This window comes from Arthrobacter sp. UYEF3, from assembly GCF_040546245.1.
GTDB lineage: Bacteria > Actinomycetota > Actinomycetes > Actinomycetales > Micrococcaceae > Arthrobacter.
This window is the reverse complement of record NZ_JBEPNK010000001.1, coordinates 240,931-265,319: the sequence shown is the minus strand read 5'-3', so window position 1 is coordinate 265,319 and position 24,389 is coordinate 240,931. Positions and strand designations below refer to the sequence as shown.

General features: G+C 64.9%; 27 protein-coding genes, 2 tRNA genes and 1 pseudogene. 23 read left to right on the top strand and 7 right to left on the bottom strand.

Annotated elements, in window-relative coordinates; translation table 11 throughout:
- Positions 1–44: 44 nt before the first annotated feature.
- The 4 genes from ABIB14_RS01210 (at position 45) to ABIB14_RS01195 (ending at position 2,617) form a co-directional block, all read left to right on the top strand.
- Positions 45–120 (top strand) — tRNA-Lys (locus ABIB14_RS01210).
- A gap of 530 nt (positions 121–650) precedes the next feature.
- Entirely contained in the window at positions 651–1,100 is a 450-nt protein-coding gene (locus ABIB14_RS01205) for a hypothetical protein (RefSeq protein ID WP_354233465.1), read from the top strand.
- 81 nt (positions 1,101–1,181) lie between these two features.
- Complete coding sequence (locus ABIB14_RS01200; RefSeq protein ID WP_354233463.1) at positions 1,182–1,664, top strand: hypothetical protein; 483 nt, start codon at positions 1,182–1,184, stop codon at positions 1,662–1,664.
- Entirely contained in the window at positions 1,661–2,617 is a 957-nt protein-coding gene (locus ABIB14_RS01195) for a hypothetical protein (protein ID WP_354233462.1), read from the top strand. Before ABIB14_RS01200 ends, ABIB14_RS01195 begins: the two co-directional genes overlap by 4 nt.
- 93 nt (positions 2,618–2,710) lie before the next feature.
- On the opposite strand, the gene ABIB14_RS01190 is transcribed toward ABIB14_RS01195, so the two are convergent.
- From ABIB14_RS01190 to ABIB14_RS01175, 4 genes are all read right to left on the bottom strand, one after another.
- Positions 2,711–3,805, bottom strand: a complete 1,095-nt coding sequence (locus ABIB14_RS01190; RefSeq protein ID WP_354233460.1) for an AI-2E family transporter — start codon at positions 3,803–3,805, stop codon at positions 2,711–2,713.
- A gap of 39 nt (positions 3,806–3,844) precedes the next feature.
- Positions 3,845–4,075: a hypothetical protein gene (locus tag ABIB14_RS01185; RefSeq protein WP_354233458.1), complete on the bottom strand. Its 231-nt coding sequence runs from the start codon at positions 4,073–4,075 to the stop codon at positions 3,845–3,847.
- Positions 4,076–4,151: 76 nt separating this feature from the next.
- Positions 4,152–4,286 (bottom strand): hypothetical protein, encoded by a 135-nt coding sequence (locus ABIB14_RS01180; RefSeq protein WP_354233457.1) that lies wholly within the window; start codon positions 4,284–4,286, stop codon positions 4,152–4,154.
- A 69-nt stretch (positions 4,287–4,355) separates the two neighbouring features.
- A complete protein-coding gene (locus ABIB14_RS01175; protein ID WP_502909573.1) occupies positions 4,356–4,847 on the bottom strand; it encodes a MarR family winged helix-turn-helix transcriptional regulator in 492 nt (163 codons plus the stop codon).
- 85 nt (positions 4,848–4,932) lie between these two features.
- Here ABIB14_RS01175 and bcp point away from each other — a divergent pair, with 85 nt between their 5' ends.
- Positions 4,933–5,406, top strand: coding sequence for a thioredoxin-dependent thiol peroxidase (gene bcp / locus ABIB14_RS01170; protein ID WP_354233455.1), 474 nt, complete (start codon positions 4,933–4,935; stop codon positions 5,404–5,406).
- Positions 5,407–5,524: 118 nt separating this feature from the next.
- Positions 5,525–5,606: transfer RNA gene (locus ABIB14_RS01165), tRNA-Leu, on the top strand.
- Between the two features lie 39 nt (positions 5,607–5,645).
- Here ABIB14_RS01165 and ABIB14_RS01160 read toward each other — a convergent pair.
- Positions 5,646–5,996 carry an ArsR/SmtB family transcription factor gene (locus tag ABIB14_RS01160; RefSeq protein ID WP_354233453.1) on the bottom strand — a complete coding sequence of 117 codons (351 nt, stop codon included), beginning with the start codon at positions 5,994–5,996 and terminating at the stop codon, positions 5,646–5,648.
- A gap of 101 nt (positions 5,997–6,097) precedes the next feature.
- On the opposite strand from ABIB14_RS01160, the gene arsB reads away from it, so the two are divergent.
- The 4 genes from arsB (at position 6,098) to ABIB14_RS01140 (ending at position 9,532) form a co-directional block, all read left to right on the top strand.
- Positions 6,098–7,189 (top strand): ACR3 family arsenite efflux transporter, encoded by a 1,092-nt coding sequence (gene arsB / locus ABIB14_RS01155; protein WP_502909574.1) that lies wholly within the window; start codon positions 6,098–6,100, stop codon positions 7,187–7,189.
- Positions 7,190–7,214: 25 nt separating this feature from the next.
- Positions 7,215–7,637: an arsenate reductase ArsC gene (locus tag ABIB14_RS01150; RefSeq protein WP_354233451.1), complete on the top strand. Its 423-nt coding sequence runs from the start codon at positions 7,215–7,217 to the stop codon at positions 7,635–7,637.
- Between the two features lie 25 nt (positions 7,638–7,662).
- Positions 7,663–8,640, top strand: coding sequence for a thioredoxin-disulfide reductase (gene trxB / locus ABIB14_RS01145; RefSeq protein ID WP_354233450.1), 978 nt, complete (start codon positions 7,663–7,665; stop codon positions 8,638–8,640).
- 214 nt (positions 8,641–8,854) lie between these two features.
- Positions 8,855–9,532 carry a fasciclin domain-containing protein gene (locus tag ABIB14_RS01140; protein WP_354233449.1) on the top strand — a complete coding sequence of 226 codons (678 nt, stop codon included), beginning with the start codon at positions 8,855–8,857 and terminating at the stop codon, positions 9,530–9,532.
- A 102-nt stretch (positions 9,533–9,634) separates the two neighbouring features.
- Here the strand turns inward: ABIB14_RS01140 and ABIB14_RS01135 are convergent.
- A pseudogene (locus ABIB14_RS01135) lies at positions 9,635–9,772 on the bottom strand (transposase); the annotation flags it as partial.
- A 126-nt stretch (positions 9,773–9,898) separates the two neighbouring features.
- Here ABIB14_RS01135 and ABIB14_RS01130 point away from each other — a divergent pair.
- The 13 genes from ABIB14_RS01130 to ABIB14_RS01070 all read left to right on the top strand — a co-directional run bounded on the left by ABIB14_RS01130 (position 9,899) and on the right by ABIB14_RS01070 (position 23,304).
- Entirely contained in the window at positions 9,899–10,684 is a 786-nt protein-coding gene (locus tag ABIB14_RS01130; protein ID WP_354233447.1) for an amino acid ABC transporter ATP-binding protein, read from the top strand.
- Position 10,685: 1 nt separating this feature from the next.
- Entirely contained in the window at positions 10,686–11,330 is a 645-nt protein-coding gene (locus ABIB14_RS01125) for an amino acid ABC transporter permease (protein WP_354233446.1), read from the top strand.
- Positions 11,327–11,980, top strand: coding sequence for an amino acid ABC transporter permease (locus tag ABIB14_RS01120; protein ID WP_354233445.1), 654 nt, complete (start codon positions 11,327–11,329; stop codon positions 11,978–11,980). Before ABIB14_RS01125 ends, ABIB14_RS01120 begins: the two co-directional genes overlap by 4 nt.
- Positions 11,981–12,037: 57 nt before the next feature.
- A complete protein-coding gene (locus tag ABIB14_RS01115) occupies positions 12,038–12,910 on the top strand; it encodes a substrate-binding periplasmic protein (protein ID WP_354233444.1) in 873 nt (290 codons plus the stop codon).
- Between the two features lie 141 nt (positions 12,911–13,051).
- Positions 13,052–13,957, top strand: a complete 906-nt coding sequence (locus ABIB14_RS01110; RefSeq protein ID WP_354233443.1) for a dihydrodipicolinate synthase family protein — start codon at positions 13,052–13,054, stop codon at positions 13,955–13,957.
- Between the two features lie 88 nt (positions 13,958–14,045).
- Positions 14,046–15,047: a proline racemase family protein gene (locus tag ABIB14_RS01105; protein WP_354233442.1), complete on the top strand. Its 1,002-nt coding sequence runs from the start codon at positions 14,046–14,048 to the stop codon at positions 15,045–15,047.
- The gene (locus tag ABIB14_RS01100; protein WP_354233441.1) at positions 15,044–16,000 is read left to right on the top strand and encodes an ornithine cyclodeaminase family protein; all 957 of its coding nucleotides are present in this window, start codon (positions 15,044–15,046) and stop codon (positions 15,998–16,000) included. Before ABIB14_RS01105 ends, ABIB14_RS01100 begins: the two co-directional genes overlap by 4 nt.
- Positions 15,997–16,722 (top strand): GntR family transcriptional regulator, encoded by a 726-nt coding sequence (locus ABIB14_RS01095; protein ID WP_354233440.1) that lies wholly within the window; start codon positions 15,997–15,999, stop codon positions 16,720–16,722. The genes ABIB14_RS01100 and ABIB14_RS01095 overlap by 4 nt, the downstream gene beginning before the upstream one ends.
- Positions 16,719–17,903, top strand: coding sequence for an NAD(P)/FAD-dependent oxidoreductase (locus tag ABIB14_RS01090; RefSeq protein WP_354233439.1), 1,185 nt, complete (start codon positions 16,719–16,721; stop codon positions 17,901–17,903). Before ABIB14_RS01095 ends, ABIB14_RS01090 begins: the two co-directional genes overlap by 4 nt.
- Positions 17,900–18,232: a (2Fe-2S)-binding protein gene (locus ABIB14_RS01085; protein ID WP_354233438.1), complete on the top strand. Its 333-nt coding sequence runs from the start codon at positions 17,900–17,902 to the stop codon at positions 18,230–18,232. The genes ABIB14_RS01090 and ABIB14_RS01085 overlap by 4 nt, the downstream gene beginning before the upstream one ends.
- Positions 18,229–19,692, top strand: coding sequence for an FAD/NAD(P)-dependent oxidoreductase (locus tag ABIB14_RS01080; RefSeq protein WP_354233437.1), 1,464 nt, complete (start codon positions 18,229–18,231; stop codon positions 19,690–19,692). Before ABIB14_RS01085 ends, ABIB14_RS01080 begins: the two co-directional genes overlap by 4 nt.
- 37 nt (positions 19,693–19,729) lie before the next feature.
- Positions 19,730–21,214, top strand: coding sequence for an aldehyde dehydrogenase (NADP(+)) (locus ABIB14_RS01075; protein WP_354233435.1), 1,485 nt, complete (start codon positions 19,730–19,732; stop codon positions 21,212–21,214).
- A gap of 563 nt (positions 21,215–21,777) precedes the next feature.
- Positions 21,778–23,304, top strand: a complete 1,527-nt coding sequence (locus tag ABIB14_RS01070) for an aminopeptidase P family protein (protein WP_354233434.1) — start codon at positions 21,778–21,780, stop codon at positions 23,302–23,304.
- Positions 23,305–23,502: 198 nt separating this feature from the next.
- Here ABIB14_RS01070 and ABIB14_RS01065 read toward each other — a convergent pair whose 3' ends face one another.
- On the bottom strand, positions 23,503–24,327 hold the full coding sequence (locus ABIB14_RS01065; RefSeq protein ID WP_354233432.1) for an IclR family transcriptional regulator: 825 nt from the start codon (positions 24,325–24,327) through the stop codon (positions 23,503–23,505).
- Positions 24,328–24,389 lie beyond the last annotated feature (62 nt).

Below are 24,389 nucleotides of genomic sequence, written 5' to 3'. Positions count from 1 at the left end.
AACACCGCGGGAAATAAAAAGCCCCGGCAACAGAAACAACAGCTGCACCTCTAGCTCAATTGGCAGAGCAATTGACTCTTAATCAATGGGTTCCGGGTTCAAGTCCCGGGGGGTGCACCAGCGAAAACCCCGTCTTTACTGGCCACTGGTCGGCAAAGGCGGGGTTTTCTTGTGCCCAGGTTGTCGTGGGTCAGCTTCATGATTTCCCGCGGTAATACCCTAAATCCACTCTTGCGCCCTGGAAATTCCTTGGCTTCACCTCTACCAGTAGACTCATATTGGTTCTCCAGTTCCCCCCAGCTTGGAGGACCGGCGGCCTCTGCGCTTGAGTCCCAGGACTCGCGCGGAGGCTTTCCGCATAGATCCCCAAAAGGACCAGCCGCCACGAGATGCCCGAAATCCGGCCGCGCCCCGTGGACATCACTCTGAGCGGCGATGTCTGACGTTAAAACACGACCGCGTTCCGGCCACCCCCCACGGTTGATCTCTGGCCGGAACGCGGTCCCGTATAACCGGATGAGACACGTCGCATACGGAGAAATTGGACATGTCTGATTTCCTCCTGCTGAGAGTACCTGCAAGGATTAGACATGTCCAACTCTTTGCACTAAATGGATGCACCAGACCCTCCCGCCGTTGAAAGGACCGTTGTGACCGACGAAACGTCGATCCCGGACCGCACGGGGTCCCCGCTTGCCCGCAAGCTGAACCTCCTGCTGGACGCCGCCGAAGCGGAAGGCCGGAAGATTGCCTACAACGACATCCGCGATGCCATGGCCGCCGCCGGTACCCCGCTGTCCCGGGCGCGCTGGCACTACATGCGCAGCGGCAGCGGCCCCGAAGTCAAGAAAACTGAACTGCTGCGCAACCTGGCGATGTTCTTCGGCGTCAACCCGGACTATCTGACCGACGGCGGCGAGGAAATGCCTGCGAAAGTTGAAGCTCAAATGGACCTGCTTGCCGCCATGCGGGCCAACAAGGTCCGGAGCTTCGCAGCGCGCCAGCTGGACGGCCTGTCGGCCGAGATGCTACTGCAGATCCGGGACATCATCGACGAACAGCTCGCACAGGGCACCGACGTACCACGTGATCCCAGCTAAAAGACCCCACCGGACTGTTAGGCTCGGACGCAGAGACGGGGGACTCCGGGTCACTGCCGCCAACCTAGGACCATCCCACAAATGATCTACACAGCTGCTCGCGCCCGGGCCCAAGAGGCCGAGGAAGCCCTGAATCTGCCGGACCCCGTGTCCCTCGGATCCATCCAGCGCCACATCGAAAAGCTGCGGTCCCGCAAAATCATCATCAAGCCGATGAAGGGCACCCCGACCGACAAGGTCTGCGGCCTGTGGTTCGGCATGGATGACCTTGATCTGATCCTCCACGCGCCCGCCGCGTCCGAAATGCACCGGCAGCAGATCATCCTGCACGAATTCGGCCACATGATCCTGCGGCATGAGCAGGAGACCCTCTCCCCCGACTATGCCAGGGCGTTCTTCCCCGACCTGGACCCGGAGCGAGTGGTCACCGCGCTGAAACGCACCGACTTCTTGGACGAGTTCGAAATCACCGCGGAGCTCCTGGCCGACCGCCTGGCCGCGAGGATCCGCCGGTCCGTCCGCCGCTACGCACAGCCAGCCAACTTCGGAGCCGTGTTCGGGTGATCCCTTTCATCATGGCCGGTGCGCTGTTCGCCCTCGCAGCTGCACGGATCCCCTCTCTGAGCCGCAACGGCAAAGACGCCGTCTTCATGGCAGGCTTGTTCGCCGGCGCCTCATGCCTGTTGTTGGCGGCCCCTGTCTACCTGGCCATCGACCCCGTCCTGGGCGGAGTGAACCTGGCCAAGTTGGTTCTGAATTCCTTCATGATCGTGGGTCTTTGGTACCTGCGCACCGCTGTCCTCAGCGCTGTGTCGCCGGACCCCGACACCCGTCCCTGCTGGCTGAGGATCCTGCCGCTGTCACTGGCCCTGGTGCTCCAGACCGTCTTCTTCGTCCTGGCCGGTCTGGTCTCAACGACCACCGCCTGGGAAGGGGACCGCAGCAACCGCGCTGCCACGTCCCTGTTCGCGCTGATGATGCTCTGCTTCATTGCGTGGAGCTGCGGCCACATCGCTTGGGCGTGCTTCCGTTTCGTTCCGCGGATGCGGCAGTCGTTCCGGGTTGGCTTCTCCATGGTGGGCCTCGGCTGCGTCTTTTCGGTCATTGTTATGACCGACATGATGCTCGGAGAGCTCAAGGGCCCGTTCCCGTCTCTCGATCTGGATCTGGGCGTCCCGGTCCGGGAGTTCGAGCTGGCCGCCGTCGTCCTTGTGGGTATCGGATTGACTATCCCGCCGGTCGCCGGGCACATCACGCGGCGCCGGGCTGCACGGCGCCTGGACCGCACTGTCGTCAAGGTCTCTGAGATCAGGGACAAGGCCTTGGAAGGTGCCGACCCGGAGCGGACCCTCAAGACAACAGAGCACGCTGCGCCGCAGGAACGACTGCATCGGATGATCGTCGAAATCTGGGACGCCGAGCTTTCGGCCGGCCGGGACCGGTCGGTCCTGACCCCGGAAGACCGCGACTACATGCTCCTGGTAGAGGCTGACTTCGATACGGGGAAGACCTACTGAAACCCGCACCGGCGCGGCCCGCCAGCGGCGTCGACAACGCCGTCGCGCTGCACCGCCGGCGGAGCACCGTCAGGCCGTCACACGGCGACGGCGTCAGGCGTCCGGAGCCGGCGCCGCAACAACCTCGTCACCTGCGTCCCGGCCTGACCAAGTCTTGATCATTGTCCAGCCGACGGCGGTCAGCGGGACGGCCAGGAGGGCGCCGACGATTCCGGCCAGAATGGTTCCGGCGGCCAGCGCGAGCAGGATGGCCAGTCCATGGATCCTGAGCACCTTGCCCATCAGGACGGGCTGCAGGAAGTGGTGCTCAAGTTGGTTAGCTCCTACAACGGCGGCGAGGACCACAATTGCCGTCACTGGCCCGTTGGAAATCAGCGCTACGCCGACGGCGAGCGTGCCGGCCGCGGTCGCGCCGACGATCGGAATGAACCCGCCGATGAAGACGAAGGCGCCCAGCGGGAGAGCCAGAGGCACGCCGAGGATGGCCAGGGCGATCCCGACGACGAGGCCGTCGGTGGCGGCAATCAGCGCGGTGCCGCGGACGTAGCCGCCCAGGACCACGGCGCTGCGCTCGGTGGACACGAGCGCTCTGCCCCGGTGCCTTTCCGGCAGGAAACCGATGACAAAGGCACGGATCTTGGCACCGTCCTTGAGGAAGAAGAACAACGTGACGGCCATGAGGATCATGCCGGCAAGGATTTCCCCGACGGTGCGGGCTCCGGTGAGGGCCTCGGTACCGAAGGAGCTGGAGGTGAAGAACTTCTGGACGGACTCGCGGGCGGCCAGGATCTGCGCGTCGCTGACCGGGACCGGCCCGCTGTTCAGAAACGCATGAAGCCGGTCAATGCCCACCGTGAACTTGGCAACCAGGTCCTTGGACTGCGCCCGGACGAGGAACACAATGCCGGTGATGACACCCCCGAAGACGGCCAGGATTGCCAGGAAGGCAGCGACGACGGCGAGCGCACGCGGCCAGTTGTGACCCGTGAGCCAGCGGACCAGCGGCGCTATAGCGGCGGCCAGGATCAATGCAATCAGTACCGGAATCAAAACCAGAGGCACCCTGGTCGCGGCCCAGACGATCGCCCAGCCCAGGGCAGCTACGGTGAGGGCCTGAACGGAGCGGATGCTGGCACGGCCTAGTCCATCCGCCCAGATCGGCGGTAGTCCGTTGCGGAAGTCAGGCATTGGATTCTCTCCTTCAAAAGTGCCGGATGGTCGGGAAAATTAAACTCGTCCGTTAGGGAACACTGCCCCGAGGCTCAGGAGCGCAGAGACGGAGACCGGCAGTCCGCCGAGGGTCAGCAGGACGTTTCCTGTGCTTATTCGGCCCTCAGTGGGGCCGAAGGGCTCGGCGGTTGCCGGAGCTGCGACGGCGGCGGTGGTGATGGCAACGGTGGTGAGGACGAGGGCGGTCAAGGCAGTGAGAACGACGCCGGCACTCCTTCGCTTTCTCATCCTCGACATACTACGTTCCCGGCCATCGGGTCAGGGGATCTCCGCGGGCTTCCGGCTGGCCACTTGCGGCCCGCTTCTAGCGTCGGCCGGCCGTGGACACCTGGAAGTGGATGGGGAGTGCAAGCTGGACCGGCGTAACCCCCACCGGCTCGTCGAGCAGATCGTTGATTGAGGACTGACCGTCCAATTCGGGTGGCGGCGCCGTATCCATAGGAAAACCTTATGTGAGCACGCCGCCGGTCCCCGGACGTGACACGGACCGGCCCCGGTATCGGGTGGCCTAACCGAGGCTGGTCGCCTCGGCGGGAACGGCCGGGTCCGCTGCGGTGACGATGGCTTTCCCCTCCGGCGAGGAAATCTTGTTGGCTAGTTCCCGGACCACGGCTTGCAGCTCGCGCCGTAGTGAGTCCGGATCAATCGAGGCAGCGGCAAGAACAGACCGTTCCATGTCCGAGGCCTCAAGCACGGCCTCGCGTCCGCGTTCGGTGAGTGTCACGACGTGGCTGCGGCGGTCCGAGATACTGCGCTCCCGCGAGATGTGGCCGTGGGACTCGAGCCGGCTGAGCGTTTTACCCATGGTCTGGGCCTGGACCCGGACCAGCTGCGCCAGATGCGCTTGGGTCATCGGTCCTTGGACGGAGAGCACTTCCATCGCGATAACCCCGGCATGGGTGAGGCCGATGGCCCCAAGCTTCTCGTTCCAGGAGTGTTCTACAAGGCGTGCTGCCGTGGACAATAGGCGGCCGGTGGGCCAGCGATCCATATCAGGCATACCAAAGAGTATAACGACTGTCCGATTAGTCGCCCGACCAGGCACTCCCTAGACTGGTATGCGTCAATTCGTCAAGGAGATAAGCATGCCTGAACGACTCGTTCCCGGGGACACCGCGCCCGACTTTCAACTACTGGACTCGACAGGACGCGAAGTCGGCCTGGAGGACTTCCGCGGCCGCAGCACGGTGGTGTACTTCTATCCCGCGGCCGCCACTCCCGGGTGCACCAAGCAGGCCTGTGACTTCCGCGACTCCCTCTCGGCCTTGCGGGCGGCGGGCTGTGACGTGGTTGGCATCTCCCCCGACCCGGTCGAGAAGCTGGCCAAGTTCGCCGCCGCCGAAGGACTGAGCTTCCCGTTGCTCTCCGATCCGGACCACGCGGTGGCGGAGGCGTACGCGGCATGGGGCGAGAAGAAGAACTACGGCCGCAGCTACGACGGCCTCATCCGTTCCACCGTGGTGGTCGGTCCGGACGGCAAAGTCATCCTGGCGAAGTACAACGTGCGAGCCACCGGGCACGTCGCCAAGCTGAGACGCGACCTCAAGCTCGACGCCTAGCCCCTTTCTGGCCGGAGGCCGCCGGCGGGGCGGCGGTACCGCCGGCGGAGCCGAACTGTAGACTGGGTCCTGGCATCCGCCGTCGAGGTTCTGAGGACCCCGCCGACGACGGCGCCGCGCGCGAGTGGTGAAATTGGCAGACACGCAGGATTTAGGTTCCTGTGCCTTCGGGCGTGGGGGTTCAAGTCCCCCCTTGCGCACCTGCGGAACCCCGGTCTTCGGACCGGGGTTCCTCTGTTTCAGAGGGATGCCAGAAGGCCGGCCGCCTGCTCGATGGCGCCGGGAACGAGCGAGTAGTACGCCCAGGTGCCACGCTTCTCGCGGTGCAGCAGGCCGGCGTCGACCAGGATTTTGAGGTGGTGCGAGACGGTGGGCTGGCTCAGCCCCAGCGGCTCGGTGAGATCGCAGACGCAGGCCTCCCCCGATTCGGCGCCTTTGACGATGGAAAGCAGCCGCAACCGGTTGGGATCGGCCAGAGCCTTGAAAACGAAGGCCTTGCGCCGGGCATCCTCCGCACTTAGGAACGGCTGACCGGGCGTCGGACAACAGGCCGCGGCGAGGCCCACCTCAGGGGTTCGCAGGGAAGTCATGCTCCATTATGCCCATTCATTGACATACATCGATATAGTTGGCAATACTTCACATCGATAGCCATCAATGCAACGAGTAGCAGCACAGGAGGCTCGTGAGTATCCGGACTGAACTCTCCCCCGCTCTTGTCGGCGGGCCTGCCGCCGTCGGCAAACTTTCCACCGTGGACCGCTTCCTGCCCGTCTGGATCATTGCCGCGATGGGGCTCGGTCTGCTTTTGGGCAACTTTGTCCCGGGCCTGAACACCGCCCTCGAGGTACTCAAGATCGGCGAAGTTTCCCTGCCCATAGCCGTCGGACTGCTGGTCATGATGTACCCGGTGCTCGCCAAGGTCCGCTACGACCATGCACACCGCGTCGTGCGGGACCGCAAACTGATGATCACCTCGCTGGTCCTGAACTGGGTCCTGGCGCCGGCGTTCATGTTCGCCCTAGCGTGGATCTTCATCCCGGACCTGCCGGAGTACCGCACCGGGCTGATTATTGTGGGTCTGGCCCGCTGCATCGCGATGGTGATGATCTGGAACGAGCTTGCCTGCGGCGATCGCGAAGCAGCGGCCGTGCTGGTAGCCATTAACTCCGTCTTCCAGGTCTTCGCCTTCGGTGCCCTCGGCTGGTTCTATCTTCAACTCCTGCCCGCTTGGCTCGGCCTGCCTGCCACCAGCGCCGGCTTCTCCTTCTGGACCATCACCGCCTCCGTGCTGGTGTTTCTCGGGATACCCCTGCTCGCCGGCTTCCTCAGCCGGGTCCTCGGCGAAAAGGCCAGGGGCCGCGACTGGTACGAGGGGACATTTCTGCCGAAGCTCGGACCGTGGGCGCTGTACGGGCTGCTCTTCACCATTACCCTGCTGTTCGCGCTGCAGGGCGGCACCATCACCGCCCGCCCGCTGGACGTGGTCCGGATTGCCGTGCCGCTGCTGGTCTATTTCCTGGTGGTCTTCGGCGCCGGCATGCTGATCGGCAGGTGGCTGGAGCTTGGCTACGCCAAAACCACCACGCTGGCCTTCACGGCGGCCGGCAACAACTTCGAACTCGCCATCGCCGTGGCGATCGGCACGTTCGGCGTCACCTCCGGGCAGGCCCTGGCCGGCGTCGTCGGCCCCTTGATCGAAGTTCCCGTCCTTGTTGCACTGGTGTATGTCGCCCTTGCGGCCCGCAAACGCTACTTCGCCCCGGCCCCGCACTACGTCTAACCCCCACCAGCGTTCAGGAGAATTTATGCGTACCGAAGCCGCCAAGAAGCCTTCCGTCCTGTTCGTCTGCGTCCACAACGCCGGCCGCTCCCAGATGGCCGCCGCCTTCCTCACCGCCCTCGGCGACGGACAGATCGAGGTCCGTTCCGCCGGCTCGCAGCCGGCGGACAAAATCAACCCCGCCGCCGTCGAGGCCATGGCCGAACTCGGCGTCGACATGTCCGCCGAAATCCCCAAGGTCCTCACCACCGACGCCGTGAAAGGGTCCGACGTCGTCATCACCATGGGTTGCGGCGACACCTGCCCGATCCTCCCGGGAAAACGTTACGAGGACTGGGACCTCGAAGATCCGGCCGGCCAGGGCGTGGACGCCGTCCGGCCCATCCGGGACGAGATCAAGACCCGTATCGTGGACCTCATCGCCTCGCTTACCCCTGCCGCCAAGTAGCCGCTAGATACAACCAGGAGTCTTCATGAGCACGCAACAGCTGATCATCATTGGATCCGGTCCTGCCGGTTACACCGCGGCGATCTACGCTGCACGGGCCGGCCTGAAGCCGCTGGTCCTCGCCGGGTCGGTCACCGCCGGCGGCGCGCTGATGAACACGACCGAGGTGGAAAACTTCCCCGGCTTCCCGGCGGGCGTCCAGGGACCGGAGCTGATGGACGGCCTGCAGCAGCAGGCAGAGAAGTTCGGCGCGCAGGTGGTGTTCGACGACGTCACCGAAGTGACACTTAGCGGCCACCTCAAGCGGGTGGTCACCGGAGCCGGCGAGATCCACGAGGCGCCCGCCGTCATCCTCGCCACCGGCTCCGCCTACAAGGAACTCGGCCTGCCCGAAGAAAAGAAGTTCAGCGGCCACGGCGTTTCCTGGTGCGCCACCTGCGACGGGTTCTTCTTCCGCGGGCAGGACATCATCGTGGTCGGCGGCGGCGACTCCGCCATGGAGGAGGCGACGTTCCTGACCCGGTTCGGCAAGACGGTGACCGTCGTCGTGCGCAAAAACGAGCTGCGCGCCTCACGGATCATGGCCCAGCGGGCCAAGGACAACCCCAAGATCCGCTTCGCATGGAACTCGGCCGTCACTGCCATCCACGGCGACGGCAAGGTCACCGGCGTCACCCTGACCGATACCTCCACCGGTGAAACCCGCGAACTGGCCGCCACCGGCATCTTCGTCGCGATCGGCCACCTGCCGCGCACCGAACTGCTGCACGGCCAGGTGGCGCTCGACGCCGAGGGCTACATCAAGGTTGACTCCCCCACCACTGTCACCAACCTGACCGGCGTCTTCGCCTGCGGGGACGCCGTGGACCACCGCTACCGCCAGGCCATCACCGCCGCCGGAACCGGGTGCGCTGCAGCCCTCGACGCCGAGCGCTACCTGGCCGCCCTCGACGACGCGGACAGCATCGCCACCGCCCTGGTCGAGGCGCCCACCCACGCCTGACCCGCACTCTGGGAGAACACCCGAGCCGCCGGCCCCGCCTGCCCTGAGCCGGGGCGCCAAAAAGAATTTCAAATCCCACCCATCCGTGTCCGCCGAGCCCGCGAATATCAATTGAGACACCAACCAAGGGTCGGTGCCCAACAGTCGGAAAAGGGCCACAGCGGCAAAGACGTCCGCTGCCGGCAATACATCGGCACAACAAGGGAGATTCGAAATGCAGACCATCAAGCGCACGACTTTCGCCGTTGCAGGTATCGCTGCTGCAGCCATGCTCAGCCTCACCGCCTGCGGCGGTTCCGGCACGAGCTCCAGCAGCTCCTCGGCTCCGGCGGCCGCGCCGTCCACCTCAAGCATGGCGCCGTCGCCGTCCATGAGCTCCTCCGCCGCAGCCGCGAACCCGGCAGCGGACCTGGTTGGCCCCGGCTGCGCCGCGTACGCCGCCCAGGTGCCCAGCGGCAAGGGCTCCGTGTCCGGCATGGCCCTGGACCCGGTCGCCGTGGCCGCCTCCAACAACCCGATCCTGACGACCCTGACGGCTGCCGTATCCGGCAAGCTCAACCCCAAGGTCAACCTGGTGGACACCCTGAACGGCAGCGAATTCACCGTCTTCGCCCCGACGGATGACGCGTTCAAGAAGATCGACGCCGCCACCATCGACAAGCTCAAGACGGACGACGCCCTGCTGAGCAAGATCCTGACCTACCACGTGGTTCCCGGCAAGATCAGCCCGGACCAGATCGTCGGAACGCACAAGACGGTTGAGGGCGGCTCAGTGACCGTCAGCGGCACCAAGGACGCGCTCAAGGTCGACGGCGCGAACGTGGTCTGCGGCGGCGTCAAGACCGCCAATGCCACGGTCTACATGATCGACTCCGTCCTGATGCCCAAGTAGGCAGCACCAAGCCCTCCGCCCCGGATCCAGCCTGACTCCCTGGATCCACCTGGAGAAACGAAGGCCCGCACCTGATGGTGCGGGCCTTCGCCTGTTTCAGCACCATCCGTCGCCCTGCTGGGCCAGCACAGCTCTGCCGAGCCGGACCAGCGCGGTGCGGTCCGGCAAGATGCCCGCGACGTCGGTGCGTCGTCGGATTTCCATGGTTAGGCGATCCTGCGGGTTGTTGGACGGGAGTTGACCTGCAAGCGGCTATGGCGATCGCCGAAGGGGTTGCATTTTACGTTGTGCCATGTACCATTGCACATATTACGTGACATGGCACACAATCCGGCGTCTCATTGGCTCCCCACATGGAAGATCACTATGACCCTTTCAGAAATTGCGGACGGCAGGATCGCACCCCGTTTCGGCATCAAACTCGACAACATCTCGAAGCGCTACGGCGAGCATGTCGTCCTTGATGATGTTTCCCTGCACGTCGAACCGGGAACTGTTACAGCCCTTATCGGCCCCTCAGGGGCGGGTAAGAGCACCTTCCTGCGGTGCATCAACCTCCTGGAGCGTCCCGACTCCGGCACCATCCAGGTAGCCCAGCACACCATCGAACCGGGCAAGGAAATCAACAGCCGGGACCTCGCTGCCTTGCGGCGCACGGTTGGGATGGTGTTCCAGTCCTTCAACCTCTTCCCGCACATGTCCACGCTGAAGAACATCAGCTTCCCGCAGCAGAAGGTCCTCGGGCGCAGCAAGGAAGAAGCGGACGAGCGCTCCCTGCAGCTCCTCGAGCGGGTGGGCCTCAGGGAAAAGGCGGACCAGCATCCCGGCCGCTGTTCGGGCGGCCAGCAGCAGCGTATTGCGATTGCCCGCGCCCTGGCCCTGGACCCCGGGATTATGCTCTTCGACGAACCGACGTCGGCCTTGGACCCCGAGGTGGGGCTCGAGGTCCTGGCCGTGATGCGCGAACTGGCCGCCGATGGCATGACGATGATCGTAGTCACCCACGAGATGCAGTTCGCCCGCGACGTCTCAGACACACTCGTGGTCATGGCAGACTGCAAGATTATCGAGCAGGGTGATCCGGGGGCCATCCTGAGCGATCCGCGGGAGGCCCGCACCCGACGCTTCCTGCGCGCCGTGCTGGAGCGCTGATATGGACGCGTTTTCTGCGGTCCTCCAAGGGCTGCCCATGACCATCCTGCTGACGCTGTCGGCTTTCGGGATCGGCATCGTCGGGGCCGTCCCGCTCGCGGTGGGGCTCTCGTCCTCGAACGCCTTGGTCCGGCTGGCGTGCCGTTTCTTCGTTGACCTTGTCCGCGGAGTACCGATCATCGTCTGGCTGTTCCTGCTCAAGTTCGGCATCCAGATCGGAACGTTCAAGTTCAGTCCTGTGGCCGCAGCGATAGTAGGGCTGGGCGTCGTATCCATCGCTTACTTGGCCGAGATCTACCGTGGAGGCTTGCAGGCAGTGCCACGCGGTCAGCTCGAAGCGTCCCAGGCCCTGGGCCTGGCAAACCCCACGACATTCTTCGGTGTCGTGGTCCCGCAGGCCTTTCGCATCGTCTCCCCCTCCATCGCCACCTACCTGACCGGTCTGCTCAAGGACTCCTCGATCGCCTCGACGATCATCGTCACGGAGATGGTCTTCCAATCCCAGGCCTTCGCCCGACAGCACCCCACCGTGGAGGGGATCCTGCCCTACATCCTCGTAGGCGTCCTCTACATCGTGCTCAGCTTGCCGGTCGCTTACCTGTCTCGTCGACTCGATTCCCGCATGAGGAAGGCCATCTACGTATGACCTGGCTAACAGAATGGGCGGGCTACCTCCCGCAGATGATGTCCGGACTTGGCGTCAGCCTCCTGATCGCCGGTATCGCGATCGTTTTCGGTTACCCGTTGGGCCTGGGCCTGAGCCTCATGGTCACCGCCAAGAGCCTGGCCGCCCGCACCTTGGGTCTCGCCGTCGTCGAAATAGGCCGCGGGGCCCCGGCCCTGGTCATCCTCTACCTCTTCTACTACGGCCTGCCGAAATTCGGCGTCACCTTCGACAGCATCACGGCGGCTTGCCTCGCCCTCACCTGGAACTCCGCAGCGTACTCAAGCGAGATCATCCGCGCAGGGATCCAGTCCGTGGCCCGCGGACAACTCGAGGCCTCCAATGCTCTTGGCTTGTCCCAGCGCGACGCCTTCTTCCGAGTCATCATGCCCCAGGGCATGCGCTCGGCCATTCCGGGTCTGATGGGCGTAGCGATCCAGATGTTCCAAGGCACGTCCCTGGCCTACGCCATCGCAGTCCCCGAGCTCATGAAATCCGCCTATAACATCGGCAGCCAGGACTTCAACTACCTGCAGGTCTTCACCCTCGCAGGGCTCTGCTATGCCGCCATCTCCATGCCGGCCACCTGGATCACCGTCTTCTTCGAAAAACGCATGGCGCGCCACAACTAACCACTCCACTTATCCCGCAGGGCTCCCAAACCCCAGCACCCCATCACAGGAGGAACCATGAATATCCACCCCCTCAAAGGCGCCGGCATCCTGACCGCCAGCGCGATCGCCCTCAGCCTCGGTCTGACTGCCTGCAGCGGATCCTCCGCAGCAAGCACCCCCTCGTGCACACCCAAGCACGCGGGCATCCAGACCGTCGCACCGGGCAAGCTCACGGTCGGTGTCATAGACATCCCGCCATTCAGCAGCTACAACAGCGGCAATCCCAACGGTATCGATATCTCGATCGTCAGCAAGATCGCCAAGGACGAATGCCTCGAGCCGGCCTACCAGCAGGCCACCTACGCCGATGCCGTCCAGTCCATCTCCGGCGGCAACATTGACCTCGCGGTCGGCACCATCGACGCCACCGAAAAGCGGCTCAAGGCCGTTGACTTCTCCGCCTCAACCTACCTCGACGGTATGGGGATCGTTTCCAAGTCAGGTGCCACCACGGTGACTGACCTCGAGAAGATGAAGAAGGTCGGCACGATCGACGGCTACCTGTGGGTCGAGGACCTCAAGAAGATCCTGGGCGACAAGCTGGTCACCTATCCCAGCAGCGTCGAACTTAAGGCCGATTTCGATGCTGGCCGCCTGGATGCCGACGTCGACGCTTACGGGGTGCAGGTGCTTCAGTTCAAGGGTGTCGCCGGAGTCAAGGTTGCACTGGCCAACGAAAAGCCGGACGCGCGCGTTGGGGCTATAGCCCACGCACCCGAGGCCGCCTTCCCGATGACCAAGGGCAACAAGAGCCTGCAAACAGCCCTCGACGACGGCATCAAAGCCCAACGCGCGGATGGGACCATCACCAAGCTCCTGACCGACGCCGGCCTCTCCGAGGGCCTCGGCAAAGTCGCCGATAAGCAGTACGTCGTTCCCGCAAGTTAGCCCCTTACAACAAACCCTGGATGCCGGGTTTCGGCCCGGCATCCCATACCTCCTGTGCAATGTCACATGGTAGATTAGCTGTGAGGTATCTCACGGCAGCACTATATCGGCGCCGCGTGTGCCACACCGAAAGGACCCACAATGACTGAAACCCGCAAGCCCTGGCATGGCGTACTCGTAGCCACAGCGTTGCCGTTCAAGGATGACCTGAGCGTGGACTATGACGCCTACGCTGAACATGTCCGTTTCCTGGCCAACGCAGGCTGTGACGGCGTTGCGCCCAGCGGGTCGCTGGGCGAGTACCAAACGCTGAGCGAAGAAGAACGTGCCCGTGTGATCACGACGGCGGTCGAGGCCGCGCCGGAGGGTTTCACCGTGATGGCCGGCGTTGGAGCTTACGGTGGACTCCAGACGCAGAAGTGGGCAGAGCAAGCCGCCGAAGCCGGCGCGAAAGCCCTGATGCTGCTCCCCCCTAATTCCTACCGGGCCAACGATGACGAGGTAGTGGACCACTACCGACGCGCCGCCGAGGTCGGTCTGCCGATTGTGGCCTACAACAACCCGATCGACACCAAAGTGGATCTGACCCCCCAACTCATAGCGCGTCTGCACGGCGAAGGACTAATTGTCGGCGTGAAGGAATTCACCGGCGACGTTCGCCGTGCCTACGAGATCAAGGAGCTCGCTCCGGAGGTGGACCTCCTGATCGGGACGGACGACACCGTAGTAGAGATGGGCCTGGCAGGTGCCGTGGGCTGGGTTGCCGGCTACCCGAACGCCATCCCGGAGTCCACTCTGGAGCTCTACCGCCTCTCCACCTCCGGTGACGTCGCTGACCTCGAGCGCGCCCGCAAGATCTACCGCGATCTGCACTCTCTGCTGCGGTGGGACAGCAAGACCGAGTTTGTCCAGGCCATCAAGCTGTCCATGGATGTAGTCGGCCTCCGGGGCGGTGCCTGCCGCCCGCCGCGTGGCCCGCTCTCCCCGGCGGTGCGCGACGCCGTCGTCCGGGACACTGAAGCAGCCCTGGCCAAGGGCTACAAGTAACCAACCAGGCCAACGCCCGCTCCGTAACTGCCCCTGAAAACCCGAGGGCAGTTACGGAGCAACCGATGGAACAACAAGGAAGCACTTCATGAGAACCAGCCGCATTTTCCACGCCGTGGACTCACACACCGAGGGTATGCCCACGCGGGTTATCACCGGAGGAATCGGGACGATCCCCGGCGCCACCATGGCCGAGCGCAGGCTCTGGTTTATGGAGAACAGCGACTGGATCCGCACCCTCCTGATGACGGAGCCGCGGGGCCACGCCTCGATGAGCGGGGCCATCCTCCAGCCATCCACACGGCCGGACGCGGACTTCGGCGTTTTGTACATCGAGGTTTCCGGGCTGCTGCCGATGTGCGGCCACGGCACCATCGGCGTCGCAACCGTCCTGGTAGAGACCGGCATGGTGGAGGTTATCGAGCCGGTCACCACAGTACGGCTCGATACACCTGCTGGCCTGGTCATTGCCGAGGTGGCAGTGAGGGACGGGCACGCCGAGTCCGTGACCATCCGCAACGTTCCCTCGTTCGTGGAGCGGCTGGACGCGAAGGTAGAAGTGCCCGGGTACGGTGCCGTGTCCTACGACCTGGCCTTCGGCGGAAACTTCTACGCCATCGTTGACCTGGACAGCCTGGGTTTGCCGTTCGAGCGCGGGCGCAAAGATGACCTGCTTAAGGCCGGCTTGGCCGTCATGGAAGCAATCAACGCCACGGATGAACCGGTACACCCGGAGCGCGCTGACATCCGGGGCTGTCACCACGTGTACCTCAATGCACCCGGCTCCACGGCCGAACATTCCCGCCATGCGATGGCCATCCACCCGGGCTGGTTCGACCGTTCCCCCTGCGGCACAGGGACAAGTGCCCGGATGGCCCAGCTGCACGGCCGCGGCGAGCTGGCCCTGGACACGGACTTCGTCAACGAGTCCTATATCGGCACCCGATTCATCGGCCGCCTGGTCGAGGAGACGGAAGTAGCCGGCCGTCCGGCGGTAATCCCGACCGTCACAGGACGGGCCTGGCTGACCGGTACCGCCCAGTATTTCCTGGACCCCACCGACCCCTTTCCGGCGGGTTTCCTGCTGTGAACATTCCCTACTTCGATTCGGCTGCTGTGCGCGCAGCTGCACCTTGGACAACGGCTATCGAGGCCCTGGAGCAGGCGCTCCTGAACGCGGTCGACCCTGAGGACGACAGCCCGCGGTTGTTCAGCCCAGCACCAAACGGTGAATTCCTGCTCATGCCTGCGACGAACCGGCAGTACAGCGGGATCAAGGCGCTCACCATGGCGCCAGCCAACCCGGCACGGGGGCTGGAAAAGATCCAAGGGGTCTACGTTCTGTTCGATTCGGATACGTCCACCCCGCTGGCCACGATGGACGGCATCGAGCTCACCGCCATCCGGACGCCGGCCACCACGCTGCTGGCCATCAAGCACATCCTTGCAGCTGCGCCCCTTACCGCCGCTCCCCGGCACACCGAAACGATCCGGGTGCTCGTGTTCGGCACCGGAGTGCAGGCGCTCAACCACCTGCGCGCCGCGCACGCCGTAATCCCGGAGGCGCGCCTCACCGTCGTCGGACGTCGCCCGAAGAGGGTGACGTCGCTGATCGGGCAGCTGGCTGCCGAGGGCCTGGACGTGCGCCCGGGCGCCCCCGACGACGTGGCTGAGGCTGATGCGGTGATCTGCGCTACCTCCTCCCGTACGCCGCTGTTCAGGGGCAGCTTGGTTGCCCCCGGTGCCGTGGTGGCAGCCGTTGGCCAGCACGGATTGGATGCCCGGGAGGTTGACGCGGAGCTTGTTCTGCGAAGCGACGTCGTGGTTGAAGGGCGGGCGTCAGCGCTGCGCGAAGCCGGGGACCTGATACCCGCACGGTCTGCACAGGAATGGGAGGTGATCCGTCCGGCCAACCTCCGCGATCTCGTGAAAGGCGAATTCGGGCGGGCGGCAGGAAAGCCTTGCCTCTACGCGGGGGTTGGGATGGCCTGGGAAGACCTCGTGATCGCCGGCCTGGTGTATGAAGGAGGCACCCGTCCATGAATCCCGAACAAGGAGTGCTCACTGTGCCAGCTAGCAACCAGCTTCCGATCGCCCCGCTCGGCCGCCAGCACAGCCTGCGCGAATCAGTGACGGAGTCCCTGCGCACGGCGATCATCGCCGGAACGTTGGAGGAGGGCGCGCTCTATTCCGCGCCGGCACTTGCCGCCGCTTTGGGTGTCTCAGCCACGCCAGTGCGCGAGGCGATGATGGACCTGACCCGTGAAGGCCTGGTGGAGACAGTCAAGAACAAGGGCTTCCGAATCACCACCATGAGCGACCGCGAGTTGGACGAACTGACGGAGATCCGGCTGCTTCTCGAACCGCCTGTTGTTGGCGATGTGGCAGGCACTATTCCACCAGCCGGAGTCAAGGTTCTCCGGTCCATGGCCGACGACATTGTGGACGCTGCGCGGCAGGGCGACCTGACGGACTACCTTTCCGCGGACCGCATTTTCCATGCGGAGCTTTTGCGGTATGCCGGCAACGGCCAGCTTGTCGAATTGGCCACCAGCCTTAGGTCCCGTACCCGCCTGTACGGCCTTAAGATCCTGAGCGAAAGCAACCGGCTGGCCGATTCCGCGCAGGAACATCACGTTCTGCTGGACCTCGTCGAGGCCGGAGACGGAGCCGCCGCGACTGAATTGATGCGCCAACACATCAGCCATGCTCGTGGCCTTTGGGCCACCGGGGAGACCGAGATAGCCGTGGAGCAGCAGACATGAACGCAGCGAGTGATGTGCTGATTATCGGCGCAGGCGTAATCGGGGCCGCCACTGCCTATTTCGCAACGCAACAAGGCCTCACCGTGACCGTCCTGGACAAGGGGCTCCCCGCCAGCGGCACGTCGTCGGCCTGTGAAGGAAACATCCTTGTCTCGGATAAGGAACTCGGTCCCGAGCTTGAACTGACCCGCTACTCTCTGGACGTGTGGCAGGGCGATCTGGCTGAGCACAAGCGGCTCTGGGAATTCGAGTCCAAGGGCGGCATCATCGTGGCTTCTCGGGAAAGCAGCCTGACCTCCCTCAACCGGGTGATGGCCGCCCAGGCCGGCTACGGCGTTGTGGTGGACAGGCTGGACCCGGATGACCTGCGGAAAGCCGAGCCGCACATCACGCCGGACGCCCTGGGCGGGGCGAGCTACCCGGAAGACTGCCAGGTGCAGCCCATGCTTGTTGCCGCGCACCTGGTCCGTCTGGCGATACAAGCCGGAGCACTTTTCCTTGCCGAGACGCCCGTCAGCGGCTTCCTCCGGAGCGGAGACCGCGTCACCGGTGTGCGGACACCGCGCGGGGACTTCTCCGCCAGCGCCGTGGTCAACTGCACCGGGACGTGGGCCGGCCAACTCGCCGCCCTTGCGGGGGTCAGCGTTCCGGTCCTTCCCCGACGGGGATTCGTTATGGTCACCGAGCCGCTGCCCCCCATGGTCCACCACAAGGTCTATGCAGCCGAATACATCGACAACGTGGGCAGTTCCGACGCCGGCCTCCAGGCCTCCCCCGTGGTAGAAGGAACCCCCAGCGGCACCATCCTCATCGGCTCCACACGCGAACGCGTCGGCTTCGACCGCACCGTCAGCACGGAGGCCCTCAGGCTGCTGGCGGGCAACGCCGTGGCGCTCTTCCCTTTCCTCGAACACATTAAGGCCATCCGCCACTACCACGGCTTCCGGCCCTACTGCCCGGATCACCTCCCGGTGATAGGACACGACGACCGCGCCCCCGGCCTTTGGCACGCGGCCGGCCATGAGGGCGCCGGCATTGGCTTATCCGCAGGAACGGGCAAACTCCTGGCACAGGCACTGGCCGGACAATCTCCGGACCTTGATTTGGCCCCTTTTGCCCCGGCCCGATTCGGCGAACAAGCCCCCAACAGAACAACCCACCGAGAGGAGGCCACAGCATGAACGCCCACTCATCAGGAGCCAACCCTTCCAGCACGCCGGGCGAGGTAACCGTGAGCTTTGACGGCCGCCCGATCAGGACAGCCCCGGGCCATAGCGTGGCATCCGCGCTGGTCACCAACGGCATCACTGCTTGGCGCGATACCCGCAAGCACGCACGTCCCCGCGGGCTATTCTGCGGCATCGGCGTGTGCTTCGACTGTCTTGTCGCAGTCGACGGCGTACCGAATCAGCGGGCCTGCCTGGTCGAAGTGCGCGACGGCATGGACGTCAAGGGTTCCTGTGAGCCACCCGTCGCTCCACTGGCCGAACCAGAAGGGGGACGGAAATGAGAGCCGCACTCCCGGGCACTATTGACGCGGATGTTGCCGTCGTGGGTGCAGGCCCGGCGGGGCTGGCCGCGGCCGTCGCGGCGGCCGAGGCCGGAGCCGCCGTCGTGGTTGTGGATGCGGGCCCCCAACCAGGCGGCCAGTTCTGGCGCCACCGCCCCGAAACCGTCGAGCCCGACCCCGATGGTAGGGGCCACCATGGCTGGCGGACCTACCGAGACCTCCGTGCCCGCTTCGACGCCGCCCATGACACGGGACGAATTGCGTACTTCCCGGGCCAGCAGGTCTGGATGACGGAAAAGGCCGACACCGGATTCGTTGTCCGCACCACGCCCACCGTGACCGGGAACCGGACATCCGGGAAGACCGGCGGCGGCACCACCGTCATCGCCCGGCGCCTGGTTTTATGCCCCGGAGGCTACGACCGCCAGCTGCCTGTTCCCGGTTGGGACCTGCCCGGCGTGATGGCCGCCGGCGGAATCCAGGCGTTCATCAAGGGAAACGGAGCCCTGCCGGGAAAGCGGTTCGTCATCGCCGGCACCGGCCCTTTCCTCTTGCCGGTGGCGGCGGGCATCGCCGAAGCCGGCGGCCAGGTCCTCGCAGTGCTGGAGTCGTCCTCACCGACGGCCTGGCTGCCGCACCTTAGGGCAGCCGCGGGGGTGCCGGCGAAAGCCGTGGAGGGTCTCGAGTACGCCGCCGCGTTCGCCCGGCACCGGATCCCGTACCGCATCAGGACTATCGTCACGGAGGTACTGGGGGACGGCCGCGCCTCCGGCGTGCGCACAGCCAAGGTGGACGCCGACGGCCGGGTCCGGCCCGGCACGGAGCGCGCCTACCAGAACGTGGACGTCATCGGCTTCGGCTGGGGTTTCACACCGCAGATGGAGCTACCCCTGTCCCTCGGCGCGGACACCCGTCTGGATGCGGACGGCTCCCTTGTCGGCGTCGTCACCGAGCGGCAGGAATCGAGCATTCCCGGCCTGTACCTGGCAGGTGAGGCCACCGGCGTAGGAGGCGCTACCCTGGCAGTCTTTGAGGGCCTCACCGCTGGTGCGGCCGCAGCGGCCGCAGCTGAAGCTCCCGCGGGGGTATCGGGTTTTCGTGCCATGGCGCGGCACCGGCGCTTCGCCGCGGCCATGCACCGGGCCCACCCCTTACCCGCCGCCTGGCAGGACTGGCTCACTCCCCAGACCACCGTGTGCCGCTGCGAAGAGGTAACGGCCCGCGAGATCACCGAGGCCCGGGAAAATCTGGGTGCACGCGACGCGCGCACACTCAAATCCTTCACCCGCGCTGGAATGGGCTGGTGCCAGGGCCGCGTCTGCGGTTTCGCGGCCGCCTGCCTCGGCTCCGGCCCGGGAACTACTCCTACCCTTGAGAGCCTCTCCGCTGCAGCAAAACGACCCCTGGCCGCACCCGTGAACATCGGCGAGCTCGCCTTGCTAACGACTACGGCCAACTGAAGTCCCCTCTGACCTGCCTCCCGAAAGGAGACAACGCATGACCACCATCACCCCCGCCTCCGCCGTCGTACTCCAACCCACCACCGACGCCGAACTGGAACAACGGCTGGCAGCGGCCCAAACGGCGGCGGCACCACTTGCCGCACTCCGTCCCGCCGAGCGCGCCGGGCTGCTCGACGCCATCGGTGACGCCTTGGATGCTGCAGCCGGCCAACTCATTCCCGAGGCAGAACAAGAGACCCACCTTCCCGAGGCGCGCCTGCGCGGAGAGCTCAAGCGCACTACCTTCCAACTGCGCCTCTTCGCAGACTTGCTGCGCGACGGCGGCTACCTTGACGCCCGCATCGATCACGCCGACGCCGAGTGGCCCATGGGCGCCCCACGACCCGATCTGCGGCGCCTGCGCGTACCCGTGGGACCGGTGGTGGTGTTCGCAGCAAGTAACTTTCCCTTCGCGTTCTCCGTTGCCGGCGGAGACACTGCCTCAGCGCTGGCCGCAGGCAGCCCGGTGCTGCTCAAAGCCCACTCCGGCCATCCCGGGCTGTCCCGGCTTACGGCAGAGGTGGTTACCTCCGCGCTTCGCGAGGCGGGCGCTCCGGACGGCTCATTCGCCCTCATCGCCGGGACTGCCGCTGGAGCCGCGGCGCTGCGCGACGCACGGATCAAAGCCGGTGCCTTCACCGGCTCCATCCCAGGCGGCCGCGCACTTTTTGACATCGCGAATTCCCGGCCGGAACCCATCCCCTTCTTCGGGGAATTGGGCAGCAACAACCCTGTCTTCGTCACCGCGGCCGCAGCCGGCGAGCGCGGCGCGGAGATCGCCCAGGGTTTCGTGAACTCCTTCACCATGGGGGCCGGGCAATTCTGCACCAAGCCCGGAACACTCTTCGTTCCGGCCGGCTCAGGCATGGTGAGGGCACTGCGCGACGCCGCCCTTCCCCCTGCCGCTCCCCTGCTCAACGAAAGGATCCAATCCGGCTACACGGACGTCCTCAGAGGCCTGCAAGCCAACCCCCGCTTAGCCACACTGGCAGAGGGCTCAGATCCATTGGCCGATCCACCAAGTCCAACGCTGCTCCTCACCACCGCGGCGGACATGCTCTCGGAACCACACGCACTACAGACGGAGTGTTTCGGCCCCACCGCAGTAGTGGTTACCTACGATCAAGAGTCCGAGCTCCCCCGGCTCGCCGAGACCTTCGAAGGTCAACTGACGGCCACAGTTCATGGAACAGATACCTGCCAGGTCTCCGGACTTGTAGAAGTTCTGGTCCGCAAGGCGGGGCGAATAGTCTGGAACGAGTGGCCGACAGGTGTCTCGGTGACTCATGCGCAACAACACGGCGGACCGTATCCGGCGACAACAGCCGTCGGTAGCACCTCCGTGGGCAGCGCCGCGATCGAACGCTTTCTGCGTCCGGTCGCTTACCAGGGGTTCCCGCAGCACCTCCTGCCGGAAGCACTCCGCGATGACAACCCTCTCCGAGTGCCGCGGCTGATGGACGGCCGGCGGGAAGCATAGCCATGGTTATGCTTCAGTGGTTGCAGGCAATCACTAGGCGCGGCACTCGGAGATCACGCGAGGCCAGCCGGCATGCCCCTAAGCGCGATCCCGGCCGTTGGATCGTGAGCGAACGCTTGGATTCAAGCGACTCCTACTGGTGGATTCTCGCGGGCGGAATACACGTTCCCGGATTCGGGGCCTACGTTGGACCGCCTCGACAAACCTAACCCGATGCTCTTCGCCGCCTCCACGAAAAATCACTTGGGAGGTTGGATTCTCACCATAGTTGCAACGCCTGAACTGTTCAGAAGACGCGAGGATCCGCCCGGTCTGTGGCCTATCGATCCGCTGGCTTGACCAACATCAAGACCGGATCGCCCGGCAAGCCCCATCCGGAAGGCGCTGGTGGCTGCCGTCCGGTCGTGCACCGACCGACCAGCCTCCTTCCAAGGGTGATATGTAACACTTCACGCGAGTTAGGTGGCCGTACCGCCCCGGCCCACCGCGTGTCTAAGTTCTGGGTAGGCGACCAATATTCAGTACCAACCCCATCGCACGCTTGGACGGCAAGGATCCCCGAAATGACCCATTCATCCATCATCCCGGCACTCCCGGTGCCCGGCCCCTTCAGCCCCACGCAGAGTGCCGGGGCCGGCCTTCCGAGCCATGCAGGCTCGATGCCCGTTGCGCTCACGCCCGACCCGCGGCTTCCCCGATTGGCCGACTCGGCGTCATTCGTTGCCTATATGGGTCACGGCTGGGCAGTTCCTGACCGCACACCCCCGATGGTGGACGGCGCCGAGCATGCCGCCGGTGTGCACAGGCGCAAGCTCGGGGCCGAGTTTGAAGGTGTTGCGCTTGTGATTGCTGCTGGGCGCGCCCCGGTGCGTGTGAATGACAATAATTATGACTTCCGCCCGGACAGTAATTTCTATTGGCTGACCGGGTGCTCCCGGGAGGGAGCGGTGCTGGTCATGGCCCCCACCGCTGGCGGCCACGACGCTACCGTTTACATGCCGCAGCCCGCCTATCCGGGCGAGCGGGATTTTTTTGCCAACGCCGCCCAAGGCGAAATGTGGGTCGGCGCGGCGCCCGGCATGCCCGAGTGGTCCTCGGCGCTCGGGGTTCCTGTGCGCCCGTTGGCAGAGCTCGATACTGCGCTGACGAAGGCTGCCGGGGCACTTGCAGCCGGGCCGTTGGACTGTGAGACCGCGACCCGCCACCAGCTTGGCCCATCGACGGTACTACTGCGCATGCTGGCCCAGCTGCGCATGGTCAAGGATAACTGGGAAATAGCGCAGCTGCGTGAGGCCGTCGGACACACGATCGAGGGGTTCCGCTCCGTGATCCGTGAAATCCCGGACGCTATCGACGGCAAGGGGGAGCGCTGGCTGCAGGGCACGTTTGACCGGCACGCGCGGACGTATGGGAACGGAGTGGGGTACGCGACCATCGTTGGCAGCGGGCGTCACGCTCCGACCCTTCACTGGGTTCGCTGCGACGGGGCGGTCCTGCCCGAAGAGGTGCTGCTGCTGGATATGGGCGTGGAAATGCGCAGTTACTACACCGCTGACATCACGCGGACATTCCCGGCGTCGGGCACATTCAGCGGCGTTCAGCGCCAGGTGCACGATCTCGTAGAGAAGTCCCACCGTGCCGCCCTGGCCGCGGCCCAGGCAGGAAAGAAGTTTTCCGACTTCCATGTGGCCTCGCTGGAGGTCATTGCGCAGGGCCTGCACGACTGGGGCCTGTTGAAGGTCTCGGTTGATGAAGCGCTCTCGCCGGAAGGTCAGCAGCACCGCCGCTGGATAGTCTGCGGGGTCGGGCATCACTTGGGCCTGGATGTCCATGACTGTGCCCAATCCAGCTACGAAGCTTATCAGGGAGGCATTCTGGCGCCGGGAATGGTGCTTGCCGTGGAGCCCGGGCTCTACTTCCACGCCAACGACCTCATGGTCCCGCCAGAGCTGCGCGGGATCGGAGTCCGGATTGAGGACGACATTCTGATCACCCCCGCCGGGGCGGAGGTGCTCTCCGACGCTCTCCCGCTGGACGCCTCCGGCCTGGAGCGGTGGATGCGCGCCGCGCTTCACCCTGGTTCCAGATAATATCGCGAGACCGTGCCGGTGAGATCAATAAGCCAGCCTTGACATAGTTGTACCGTCCCGTGGCCGTTTTCCATTCGGGAACCGCGTGAGGCGGACGTGACGCCCTCGAGGCCTTCTCTCGCCCGTCCCCCGCCCCGGGGTGAACGGCGGAGTATGCGCGTACTGACTCATTCCGGCGGGCGTTTACCGGCTGTCCAATCAACGGCCGGCAGGGTCAGCTCTCTCTGGTAAACGGCCGCCGAGTCGTGTCGTTACTCTGCCTGCGGCAGCGGCGCAGGCCTCTCCCAGGCTTTGCAGCCGTTCTCGTGAGACTCGGAATTTTGGAGCCGAGATCAGCACTGCGGCCACGACGTCGCCCCGATGATCGTAAACGGGGGCGGCGACGCCCACTTCATCGATGGACGATTCACCGTAGTTGATGGCCCAACCGCGGCAAGATACGTCGCCGAGTCTGATTTTGTAACCGTCGAGGCCTGCTTCATCGAGCCCCGGATAGGTGATTTCACCGCTGCGCAGAAGGGCTGAGACGCGATCGGCGGGCTCCGTGGAGAGAAAAACCTGCACTGAGGCGCTCATGGCGTCCTGGTAGCGCGCGCCCAGCGGGGTGGTGTGCTTGATCTGATGATGGCTGCCGATCTGCTCCACACACATTGATTCGGTGCCGTTCCAGACCATGAGGGCACTGGTTTCCCCTGTTTGCTCCCTTAGTTCCTGGAGGACTGGATAGGCTACGCGCCGTTCCTCCAGTTCTGCGAGCAACGGTCCGGCGACGGCGATCAGTCCCAGCCCCAGACGGAAGCGGCGTGTTTCCGCATCACGCTCCACGATGCGTTCCTGTTCGAATGTGGACAAGATTCGGGAGACAGTGCTCTTGTGCAGACCGACCCTGTTGGCGATCTCGGTGACCCCGAGCAGCGGCTCGTCGGCTGTGAATGACCGCAGCACGGCGATGGCGTTGACGATGACGGAGGCGCCTTTGGTGTCGCCGTTTCCGCTGGTCTCTGGGGTATCTGCTGAGGTCATGGTGTCTCCCATCATTCCTTACGGAAGCCAAAAGCGGCGCCACGTGGGACGTGGCGCCGCTT